1 protein-coding gene is annotated in these 11,848 nt (G+C 74.1%); it reads right to left on the bottom strand.

The window, feature by feature from the left end; genetic code table 11:
* The coding region (locus ACFU7Y_RS28820; protein ID WP_380770132.1) for an amino acid adenylation domain-containing protein at window positions 1-11,848 on the bottom strand (11,848 nt) is incomplete at both ends.

Below are 11,848 nucleotides of genomic sequence, written 5' to 3'. Positions count from 1 at the left end.
GAGCAGGGCAGCGCACAGGTCCCAGAACGACGCGTCGAAACTGGGCGAGGCGAACTGGAGCACCCGGCTGCCCGGCACCACGCCGAGCCGCTCGACCTGCGCTCCCACCAGGCCCGACACACCCGCGTGGCTCACCACCACGCCCTTGGGCCGACCGGTCGAACCCGAGGTGTAGATCACGTACGCCGGGTGCCGGACCCCGGGCGTCACCATCGGATCGGTCTCCGGGAAGCCCGCCGCCTCCGCCACCATCGCCGGATCGTCGACCACCAGAGCCGGCCGCGCGTCCTCCAGCATGTACGCGATCCGGGCGGCGGGGTACCCCGGGTCCACCGGCAGGTAGGCGGCGCCCGCCTTCAGGACGCCCAGGACGGCCACCACCGACTCCACCGAACGCGGCAGCGCCACGGCCACGATCCGCTCCGGCCCGATGCCACGGGCGATCAGCGCGTGCGCGAACCGGTTGGCCCGGTCGTTCAGTTGGCGATACGTCAGCTCGGTCCCGCCGGAGACCAGGGCGACCGCGTCCGGCGTGGCCGCCGCCTGTGCCGCGAACGACTCCGGCAGGCTCGCGGCCGCCCCCTCCCGCGCGGCGGCGGGCAGGAGTTCGCGGCGCTCCTCCTCGTCCAGCAGGTCGATCTCGCCGATCGGCCGGTCGGGAGCGGCGGCGACCGCGGCCAGCAACCTGGTCCAGCGGGCCACCAGGGTCTCGACCGTCCGGCGGTCGAACAGGTCGGTGCTGTACTCGACCGCTCCGGTCAGCCCGGCCGGCGCGCCGTCGGGCCCGCGGTTCTCCGCGAGGCCGAAGGTCAGGTCGACCCGTGAGGTTCCGGTCGGTACCGGCACGCCGGAGACCGCCAGCCCGGGCAGCTCGAAGTCACCCATCGGCGCGTTCTGCATGGCCAGCACGGTCTGGAACAGCGGGTGGAGCGACATCGACCGTGCCGGGTTCAGCACCTCCACCAGGTGCTCGAACGGCACGTCCTGGTGCGCGAAGGCCGCGAGTGTCGTCTCCCGTACGCGGCCCAGCAGTTCGAGGAAGCTCGGGTCTCCGCCGGTGTCGGTGCGCAGCACCAGCGCGTTGACGAAGAAGCCGACCAGGTCGTCCAGCGCCTCGTCGGTCCGGCCCGCGATCGGGCTGCCGATCGGAATGTCCGTCCCCGCGCCCAGCCGGGTGTACAGCGCCGCCAGGCCAGCCTGCAGCACCATGAACAGGCTCGCACCCGAACGCCGGGCCAACTCGGCCAGGCCAGCGTGCAGTTCGGCATCCATACGGATGTCCAGCACCCCGCCGCCGTAGGACATGACCGCCGGCCTGGGCCGGTCGGTCGGCAGCGGGAGCTGCTCGGGCAGCCGGGCGAGCACCTCGGTCCAGTACCCGACCTGGCGCGCGAACACGCTGTCCGCGTCGGACTCCTCGCCGAGGATCTCGTGCTGCCACACGGTGTAGTCCGCGTAGCTCACCGGCAGTGGCGCCCAGCTCGGGGCGCCGCCCCGCCTGCGCGCGGCGTACGCGGCCGCGAGGTCCCGGGAGAGCGGACTCATGGACCAGCCGTCTCCGGCGATGTGGTGCAGGACGACCAGCAGGACGTGCTCGTCCGGAGCGAGCGCGAACAGCTGCGCGCGGACGGGCAGATCCGTGGTCAGGTCGAACCCGCGCGCGGCCGCCTCGCGCAGTAGTTCCGGCAGCTCCGCTGCGCCGGCCTGACGTGCCGGCACCCGGATCACGGCCTCCTCGATACTCAGCACCCGCTGGTACGGCACCCCGCCGGTGTGCGGGAACACCGTGCGCAGGCTCTCGTGCCGGGCCACCACGTCCGCCAGCGCGGCACCGAGGGCCTCCCGGTCGAGGTCGCCGGACAGCCGCAGCGCCAACGGCATGTGGTAAGTGGCGCTGGGTGCCCCGAACTGCTGGAGGAACCAAAGCCTGCGCTGCCCGTAGGAGAGCGGCATCGGCTCGCGACGCGACCTGGGCATCAGCGCCTGTCGGGCCGCCGTGGCCTCGTGCAGCCCGGCCGCGAGCCCGGCCGGTGTCGGCGTCCGGAACAGCCTGCGCAGCTCCAGTTCGACCCCGAGGGTCGCCCGGACCCGCGAGACCAGCCGGGTGGCGAGCAGGGAGTGCCCGCCGAGGTCGAAGAAGTCGTCCTCGACGCCGACCCGCGGCCGGCCCAGCACCTCGGCGAACAGCTCGCACAGGATTTCCTCCTGCGGTGTCCGCGGCGCCCGCCCGCCCCCGGCCGGACCCGGCTCCGGCGCGGGCAACGCCGCCCGGTCCAGCTTCCCGTTCTGCGTCAGCGGCAGCGCTTCCAGCACCACGAACGCCGACGGCACCAGGTGGTCGGGGAGCCGCTCGCGCAGGTACGAGGCCAGCGCGGACCCCGTGGTCCCGGCACCGGCCGACGGCACGGCGTACGCGACGATCCGGGTGTCACCCGGCCGGTCCTCGCGGGCGAGCACCGCGACCTGGGCCACATCGGGATGCGCGGCCAGTTCGGCCTCGATCTCACCCGGCTCGATCCGGAAGCCCCGTACCTTCACCTGGTGGTCCACCCGGCCGGCGAACTCCAGCTCCCCGTCGGCGCGCCAGCGGACCAGGTCTCCGGTGCGGTACATCCGCGTGCCCGCCGGTCCGTACGGGTCGGCGACGAAGCGCCCGGCGGTCAGGCCCGGACGGTTCAGGTAGCCCCGGGCCAGCCCCGCCCCGGCCAGGTACAGCTCGCCCGTGACGCCGGGGGCGACCGGCCGCATCGCCGCATCCAGCACGTACACCCGGTTGTTGGCGATCGGACGGCCGATCGGTACCGGCAGCGGGCAGTCGGCGGGGTCGGCGGGCAGCGGGTAGGCGGTGACCACATGGGTCTCGGCCGGGCCGTAGTGGTTGTGCAGCGCCCGGCCGGGCACGCGGCTCCGGAAGCGCCGGAGGCCACCGCCGAGCCGCATCGCCTCACCGGCCTGTGCGATCAGCCTCAGGTCCGGCAGCTCCCGCCCGTGTTCCTCGGCCGCCTCCGCCAGCGCCTCGATCACCAGGTTGGGTGCGAACAGCTCTGCCACCCGGTGCCGTTCCAGCCACCGCAGCAGGAGTTCGGCGCTGCGGCGCTGCACGTCGGTCGGCACCACCAGGGTCTTGCCGAACAGCAGCGCGGACAGCATCTCCTGTACGGACACGTCGAAACTGAGGGCGGTGAACTGCGCGGTCCGGGTACCCGGTTCGCCGCCGACGGCGCGGTGGTGCCAGTGCAGCAGGTTCCTCAGGGCGCCGGAAGGCATCACGACGCCCTTTGGCCGTCCGGTCGAGCCCGACGTGTAGATGACGTACGCCGGGTGCCGGGCGTCCGGGACCACCAGTGGGTCGGTGTCCGGGTACGCCCCGGGCGCGTCGACGGCCGCGAGGTCGTCGAGCACGACGGCCGGCCGCGCGTCGGCGAGCATGTACTCGATCCGGGCCGCGGGGTAGTCCGGATCGACCGGCAGGTACGCGGCGCCGGCCTTGAGCACCGCGAGGACGGCCACCACCAGCTCGACCGAGCGCGGCAGGCACAGGGCGACGACCTGCTCCGGCCCCACCCCGCGCGCGATCAGTGCATGCGCCAGGCGGTTGGCCCGGCGGTTCAGCTCCCCGTAGGTGAGCACGGTGTCCTCGAACACCACCGCCTCGGCGTCCGGGGTGGCCCGGACCTGCGCCTCGAACAGGGCGGGCAGGCCGGCGTCGGGCACCGGGCGGGCGGTGTCGTTGCGGGCGACCAGCAGCTCGTGCCGCTCCTCGGCGGTGAGGACCTCGATCCGGCTCAGCGGCCGCTCCGGCTCCGCGGCGGCCGTCGCGAGCAACCGCAGCCAGCGGGCGACCAGCGCCTCCGCCGTGGCCCGGTCGAACAGGTCGGTGGCGTACTCGACGTGGCCGATGATGCCTTCGGGGGCCCCGCCGGTCCCGCCGCGCTCCACCAGGTGGAACGAGAGGTCGAACATCGCGGTGGGCGACTGCACCAGCATGATCTCGGAGGACAGACCGGGCAGTTCGAAGGCGGAGCGCGGCGCGTTCTGCAGGGCGAGCAGCGTCTGGAACAACGGCTGACGGGTGAGCGACCGGGCCGGGTTGAGGGCCTCGACCAGGTACTCGAACGGCAGCTCCTGGTTGGCGTACGCGGCCAGCGCGGTGTCCCGGACCCGGGCCAGCAGCTCGGCGAAGGTCGGGTCCCCCGAGGTGTCGGCGCGCAGCACCAGCGTGTTGACGAAGAACCCGACGAGCTCGTCCAGCGCCTGGTCCGTACGACCCGCGATCAGACTGCCGATGGGGATGTCCTCACCGGCGCCCAGCTTGGTGAGCAGGGCGGAGAGTCCGGCCTGGAGCACCATGAACACGCTGGCGCCGCGCTCCCGGCCGAGGCGGACGAGGGCCTCGTGCAGTTCGGCGTCCAGTTCGACGTCAAGGTGCCCGCCCCGGCTGGAAATGGCCGTGGGGCGGGGCCGGTCGGCGGGCAGCGGGATCTGTTCCGGCAGGTCGGCCAACTGCTCGGTCCAGTAGTCCGCCTGGCGGGCGAACAGGCTCTCCGGGTCGGTCCGGTCGCCGAGCAGCCGGTCGTGCCACAGGGTGTAGTCGGCGTACTGCACCGGCAGGTCCGCCCACTGCGGTTCCCCGCCCCGCAGGCGCGCCGTGTACGCGGTGGACAGGTCGGCCGACATCAGGCCCAGTGACCAGGCGTCGCCCGCGATGTGGTGGATCACCACCAGCAGCACGTACTCGTCCGGCGCCAACCGGAACACCTCGGCGCGCACGGGCGGTTCGGCGGCCAGGTCGAATCCGCGCCCGACGGCCTCGGCCAGCGCCTCGGGCAAACCCTTCTCGTCGGTGCTCGTGACGGCCAGCCGCGGCCGGGCCGCCTCGGCGTCCAGGACGTGCTGGTACGGCACTCCGTCGTCCTGGGGGAAGACCGTGCGCAGGCTCTCGTGCCGGGCGACGACGTCTCCGAGCGCCGTCCGCATCGCCTCCCGGTCCAGGTCGCCGGTCAGCCGCCAGGCCAGCGGGATGTGGTACATCGCGCCGGCGCCCTCCAGCTGGTCGACGAACCACAGTCGCTGCTGCGCGTACGACAACGGAACGCGCTCGGGCCGCTGCACGGGGCCCAGCGCGAGCCGCGCCCGGTCGGCCCCGGCCAGTCCGGCGGCCAGCCCAGCCACCGTCGGGGTCTCGAACAGGCTGCGCAGCTCCAGTTCCACGCCCAGGGTCGCCCGCACCCGGGCCACCAGCCGGGTGGCGAGCAGGGAGTGCCCGCCGAGGTCGAAGAAGTCGTCGTCGGCGCCGACCCCCGGCACGCCCAGCACCTCGCCGAACAGCCCGGCGAGGACGTGCTCCTGCGGGGTGCGCGGCGCGCGTCCGGCCGGTGCCCCGGTGATGTCGGGCTCGGGCAGGGCGCGCCGGTCGAGCTTGCCGTTGACGGTCAGCGGCAGGGCGTCGAGGGCCATGAACGCGGCCGGCACCATGTGGTCCGGCAGCCGCTCGCGCAGGTGGGCGCGGAGCGCGTCGGGCTCGGCGGCCGCCCCGGCGGCGGGCACCAGGTAGGCGACCAGGCGCGTGTCGTCCGCCCGGTCCTGCCGGGCGATCACCGCCACCTGGCGGACCTGCGGGTGCTCCGCCAGAGCCGCCTCGATCTCACCGAGCTCGATCCGGAAGCCTCGTACCTTCACCTGGTCGTCCGCCCGGCCCGCGTACTCCAGCATCCCGTCCGCGCGTCGCCGCACGAGGTCGCCGCTGCGGTACATCCGCGAGCCGGCCGGCCCGTACGGGTCGGCGACGAACCGCCCGGCGGTCAGACCCGGACGATCGAGGTAGCCGCGCGCGAGCCCGGCACCGGCCACGTACAGCTCGCCGACCACCCCGGGGGGCACCGGCTGCAGGTACGTGTCGAGCACGTGGGCGCGCAGATCGGGGAGGGCGGTGCCGATGACGCTCGCCGGGTCGGCGGTGTGCGTGCGGTCCAGCTCCAGGTGGGTGACGTGCACGGTGGTCTCGGTGATGCCGTACATGTTGACCAGCAGCGGGGCGTCCGGGTGGCGCTCGTACCAGCCGGCCAGTCGGGCGGGCTCCAGCGCCTCGCCGCCGAAAACCACCGTGCGCAGCGCGGACAGCTCGCTTCCGGGGGCGTCCTCGTCCGCCTGCACCAGCTGGTGGAACGCGGACGGCGTCTGGTTGAGCACCGTCACCCGTTCGTCGGCCAGCAGACGCAGGAACCGCTCGGGCGAGCGGCTGACCTCGAACGGCACCACGACCAGTCGTCCGCCGTGCAGCAGCGGCCCCCAGATCTCCCACACCGAGAAGTCGAAGGCGTAGGAGTGGAACAGCGTCCACACGTCCTCGGCGGAGAAGTCGAACAGCTTCCGGGTGGTGTCGAACAGCCGCACCACGTTCCGGTGCGGGACCACCACGCCCTTGGGCTTCCCGGTGGAACCGGAGGTGTAGATGACGTAGGCGGCGCTCTCGGCCGCGACGTCCACACCAGGGTCGGTGTCCGGCAGCCCGTCCAGCCCGGGGTCGGCGTCGAGGACGAGCCGGTCGAAACCGTCCGCGCCCGGCAGGTCGCCGGTGCGGCTGTCCGTCAGGAGCACTGCGGGCCGGGCGTCGTCGAGCAGGTGTGCGATCCGGGCGGCCGGGTAGTCCGGGTCGACCGGCAGGTACGCGGCGCCGGTCTTGAGCACCGCGAGAACGGCCACCACCAGCTCGGCCGAGCGCGGCAGCGCCAGCGCCACCAGCCGCTCCGGTCCCACCCCGCGGCCGATCAGCGCGTGCGCGAGGCGGTTGGCCCGGGCGTTCAACTCCCCGTACGTCAGCCGGGCATCGCCGCACACCACCGCGACCGCCTCCGGCCGCTCCCGCGTCCGGGCCTCGAACAGCGCGGGCAGGCCGGTGGAGACGGTCGCCTCGGTGGCGACCGGCCTCGGCAGCAGGGCGCACCGCTCCTCGACGGAGAGCAGGTCGAGACGGCTGAGGCGCCGCTGCGGGTCGGCGACCGCCGCTGAGAGCAGTCGTACCCACCGGGCGATCATCGCCTCGACGGTCGCCCGGTCGTACAGGTCGCAGGCGTATTCGACGAATCCGTCGATCCCCTCCGGGGTGCCGTCCTCGGCGTGCCGCTCGGACATCGAGAAGATCAGGTCGAGCTTGGAGGTGGTGGTGGTCAGCTTGACCTCGCCGGTCTCCAGCCCTGGCGGGGTGAAGTCGGCCCGCGGAGCGTTCTGCAGCACCAGCATGACCTGGAACAGCGGGTGGTGCGACAGCGACCGGGCCGGGTTGAGGGCCTCGACCAGGTACTCGAACGGCAGCTCCTGGTTGGCGTAGCCGGCCAGCGCGGTGTCCCGGACCCGGCCGAGCAGCTCGGCGAAGGTCGGGTCCCCCGAGGTGTCGGTCCGCAGCACCAGCGTGTTGACGAAGAACCCGACGAGCTCGTCCAGCGCCTGGTCCGTACGGCCCGCGATCAGACTGCCGACCGGAATGTCCTCGCCCCCGCCCAGCTTGGTGAGCAGGGCGGAGAGTCCCGCCTGGAGCACCATGAACAGACTGGTGCCGTGCGCGCGGGCGAGCTCGCGCAGGCCGCGGTGCAGGTCCGCGTCCAGCCCGGTCCTCACGAAGTCGCCCCGGTGCGAGGCCACCGCGGGCCGGGGCCGGTCGGTGGGCAGCTGGATCCGCTCCGGCAGGCCGGCCAGCTGCCCGGTCCAGTAGTCCGCCTGCCGGGCGAACAGGCTGTCCCGGTCGGCGGCGTCGCCCAGCAGCTCGTGCTGCCACAGGGTGTAGTCCGCGTACTGGACCGCCGGCGCCTCCCACGACGGCTCCTCACCACGGCGGCGTGCCGCGTAGGCGGCGGTCAGGTTCTGGGCCAGCGGGCCGAGCGACCAGCCGTCGCCCGCGATGTGGTGCACCACCAGCAGCAGGACGTGCTCGTCCTCACCGAGCTCGAACAGCTCGGCGTACAGCGGCAGATCGGTCTCCAGGTCGAACCGGCAGGCCAGCGCCGCGGCCAGGACGCCGTCCAGCTCCGCCTCCGTCGTCCGGCTCAGGTGCAGCCGCGGGCGGGCCGCCACGGCGTCCAGCACCCGCTGGTGCGGCACGCCGTCCACCGCCGGGAAGAGCGTCCGCAGGCTCTCGTGCCGGGCCACCACGTCCGCCAGCGCCGCCGTCAGGGCCTCGCGGTCGAGCGGCCCGGACAGCCGCCACGCCAGTGGGATGTTGTAGTTGGCGCTGGCGCCCTCCAGCTGGTGCAGGAACCACAGCCGGCGCTGGGCGAACGACAGCGGGGTCCTCTCCGGCCGCGGGTACGGCTTCAGGGCGAGCTGGGCCCGGCGGGCGCCCGCGAGGGCGGCGGCCAGCGTCGCCGGGGTCGGGGACTCGAACAGGGTGCGCAGCTCCAGCTCCACGCCCAGGGTCGCGCGGACCCGGGCGGCCAGCCGGGTGGCGAGCAGGGAGTGCCCGCCGAGGTCGAAGAAGCTGTCCTCCACCCCGGCCTCGGCCACCCCGAGGACCTCGGCGAACAGCTCGCAGAGGATCTGCTCCTGCGGGGTGCGCGGCGCGCGGCCGGTGCCCGTCGAGGCGAGTTCCGGCGCGGGCAGCGCCCGGCGGTCGAGCTTCCCGTTGGTGGTCAGCGGCAGCGTGTCCAGTTCCACGAACCCCGAGGGCACCATGTACTCCGGCAGCCGCTCGCGCAGGTACTCGCGCAGCTCGGCCGGGCGCGGGGCGGCGTTCGCGGCGGGCACCAGGTACCCGACCAGCCGGGTGTCGTCGGTGCGGTCCTGCCGGGCGAGCACGGCGACCTGCGCGACGCTCGGGTGCGCGGCCAGCGCCGCCTCGATCTCGCCGAGCTCGATCCGGAAGCCGCGCACCTTCACCTGCTGGTCGGCCCGGCCGACGAACCGCAGGCTGCCCCCCGTGGCCCGGCGCACCACGTCGCCGCTGCGGTACATGCGTGCGCCGGCCGGCCCGAACGGGTCCGCCACGAACCGTCCCGCCGTCAGGCCGGGCCGGTTCAGGTAGCCGCGCGCCAGTCCGGCGCCCGCGACGTACAGTTCGCCGGCCACGCCTGGGGCGACCGGCCGCAGGTGGGCGTCCAGCACGTAGGCGTGCAGGTCCGGGATGGCGGCGCCGACCACGCTGGCCGCCCCCGCGGTCGCGACCGACCGGTCGAGCGCGGCGTAGGTGACGTGCACGGTGGTCTCGGTGATGCCGTACATGTTGACCAGCAGCGGCGCGTCGTCCGGGTGCCGCTCGTACCAGCCCGCCAGCCGGGCGGGCTCCAGCGCCTCGCCGCCGAACACCACCGTGCGCAGGGCGAGTTCACGGCCGGTTTCCGGCGCCTCCTCGTCCGCCTGGATCAACTGGTAGAACGCGGAGGGTGTCTGGTTGAGGACCGTCACCCGCTCGCGGGCGAGGAGTTCCAGGAAGCGCCCGGGCGAGCGGCTGGTCTCGTGATCCACGACCACCAGCCGGCCGCCGTACAGCAGCGGGCCCCACAGTTCCCAGACCGAGAAGTCGAAGGCGTAGGAGTGGAAGAGCGTCCAGACGTCCTCGGCGGAGAACGCGAACAGCTCCCGGGTGGTGCCGAACAGCCGCACCACGTTCCGGTGCGGGACGACCACACCCTTGGGGTTGCCCGTGGACCCGGAGGTGTAGATGACGTACGCCGGGTGGCCTGGGTCCACGGCGACGCCGGGGTCCCTGTCCGGCAGTTCGTCCAGGTCGGCGGTGTCCAGCACGAGCCGGTCCACGAACTCCGCGCCGGGCAGCTCGCCGATCCCGCCGGTCGTCACCATCAGGGCCGGGCGGGCGTCCTGGAGCAGGTAGGCGATCCGGGCCGCGGGGTACTGCGGATCCACCGGCACGTAGGCGGCGCCGGCCTTGAGCACCGCGAGCACCGCCACCACCAGGTCCGCCGAGCGCGGCAGGGCCAGCGCCACCAGCCGCTCCGGCCCCACGCCCCGATCGATCAGGGCGTGTGCCAGCCGGTTCGCCCGGGCGTTCAACTCACCGTAGGTCAGGGCGGCATCGCCGCACACCACCGCGACCGCGTCCGGGTTCGCCCGCACCCGCTCCTCGACGAGCGCGGTGATGGTGCTCTCCGGGGTGCGGTCGGTCGGCTCGGCTCCGGCCGGCAGCAGCGCGCGCAGTTCCTCCGCCGACAGCACGTCGATCCGGCCGATCCTGCGGTCGGGGTCGGCGGCCACGGCCCTGAGCAGCCGCAGCCAGCGCTCGACGAGGCCGGCCGCGGTGGCCCCGTCGAACAGGTCGGTGCTGTACTCCAGCACGCCCGACAGGCCGTCCTCACCGGGCCGTTCGGTCAGGATGAAGGTCAGGTCGCACTTGGCCGTCCCGGTGCCGACCAGGTCGCTGGTCACCCTGAGCCTCGGCAGGTCGAAGGTGCCCGTCGGCGCGTTCTGCAGCGCGAGCATGGTCTGGAACAGCGGGTGGTGCGCCAGCGACCGGGCCGGGTTCAGCTCCTCCACCAGGTGCTCGAACGGCACGTCCTGGTGCGCGTACGCGGCCAGCGCGCCGGCCCGTACCCGGCCCAGCAGTTCGGTGAACGACGGGTCGCCGGACAGGTCGGTGCGCAGCACCAGGGTGTTGACGAAGAAGCCGACCAGGTCGTCCAGGGCCTCGTCGGTGCGTCCGGCGATCGGCGTCCCGATCGGGACGTCGGTGCCGGCGCCGAGCTTGCCGAGCAGGGCGGCCAGGGCGGCCTGGAGCACCATGAAGAGGCTGGCGCCGCCGTCCCGGGCGAGCGCGCGCAGGCCCTGGTGCAGTTCGGCGTCGATCCGGAGCGGCAGTTGCGCGCCCCGGAAGGACATCGCGGCCGGCCTGGGCCGGTCGAAGGGCAGCTCGGTCTGCTCCGGCAGTCCCGCGAGCCGGTCCGACCAGTAGGCGAGCTGCTGCCTCTGGAGGCTGTCCGGGTCGGTCTCCGCACCGAGCAGTTCACGCTGCCAGAGGGTGTAGTCGGCGTACTGGACGGGCAGTCGGGTCCACTCCGGCCTCCCGCCCGCCGCCCGTGCCGCGTACGCGGCGGCCAGGTCGCGCGCGAGCGGGCCCATCGACCAACCGTCGCCCGCGATGTGGTGCACCACCAGCAGCAGGGTGTGCTCGTCCTCGCCGAGCTCGAACAGCTCGGCCCGCAGCGGCGGTTCGGCCGCCAGGTCGAAGCCGTTCCGGGCCGACTCGGCCAGTCGCTCCGGCAGTTCGCCCGGTCCGACCGGGGTCACGCGCAGCCGGGGCCGGGCCGCGTCGATGTCCAGCACCCGCTGGCACGGCTCGCCGTCGACCACCGGGAAGACGGTGCGCAGGCTCTCGTGCCGCTCCACGACGTCCGCCAGCGCTGCCTCCAGGGCCCGTCGGTCGAGGTCTCCCGAGAGCCGCAGGGCCAGTGGCACGTTGTAGGTGGCGCTCGGCCCCTCCATGCTGTGCAGGAACCACAGTCGGCGCTGGGCGAAGGACAGCGGCACCGTCTCGGGCCGCTCGCGCCGCGCCGGCGCGGGCCGCGCCCGGCCTGCGACGTCCACGGCCGCCGCCAGGCCCGCGACGGTCGGCGCGTCGAACAGGTCGGCCAGGGCCAGCTCCACGCCGAGCACCGAGCGGGCCTTGGCGATCAGTCGGGTGGCCAGCAGTGAGTGCCCGCCGAGGTCGAAGAAGCTGTCGTCCGCTGCGACCTCGGGCACGCCGAGGACGTCGGCGAAGAGTCCGGCGAGCACCTGCTCGGCCGCGGTGCGCGGGGCCCGCCCGGTGCCGGCCGGCACCGGGCCGGGGGCCGGAAGCGCCTGGCGGTCGAGCTTTCCGGTGGGCGTCAGCGGGAGCCGGTCCAGCAGCACGAACGCGCCGGGCACC

The sequence above is a fragment of the Kitasatospora sp. NPDC057542 genome, assembly GCF_042801945.1.
Taxonomy (GTDB): Bacteria; Actinomycetota; Actinomycetes; order Streptomycetales; family Streptomycetaceae; genus Kitasatospora.
Note: the sequence above shows the minus strand (reverse complement) of the source record. Positions and strands in the feature narration are given on the sequence as shown.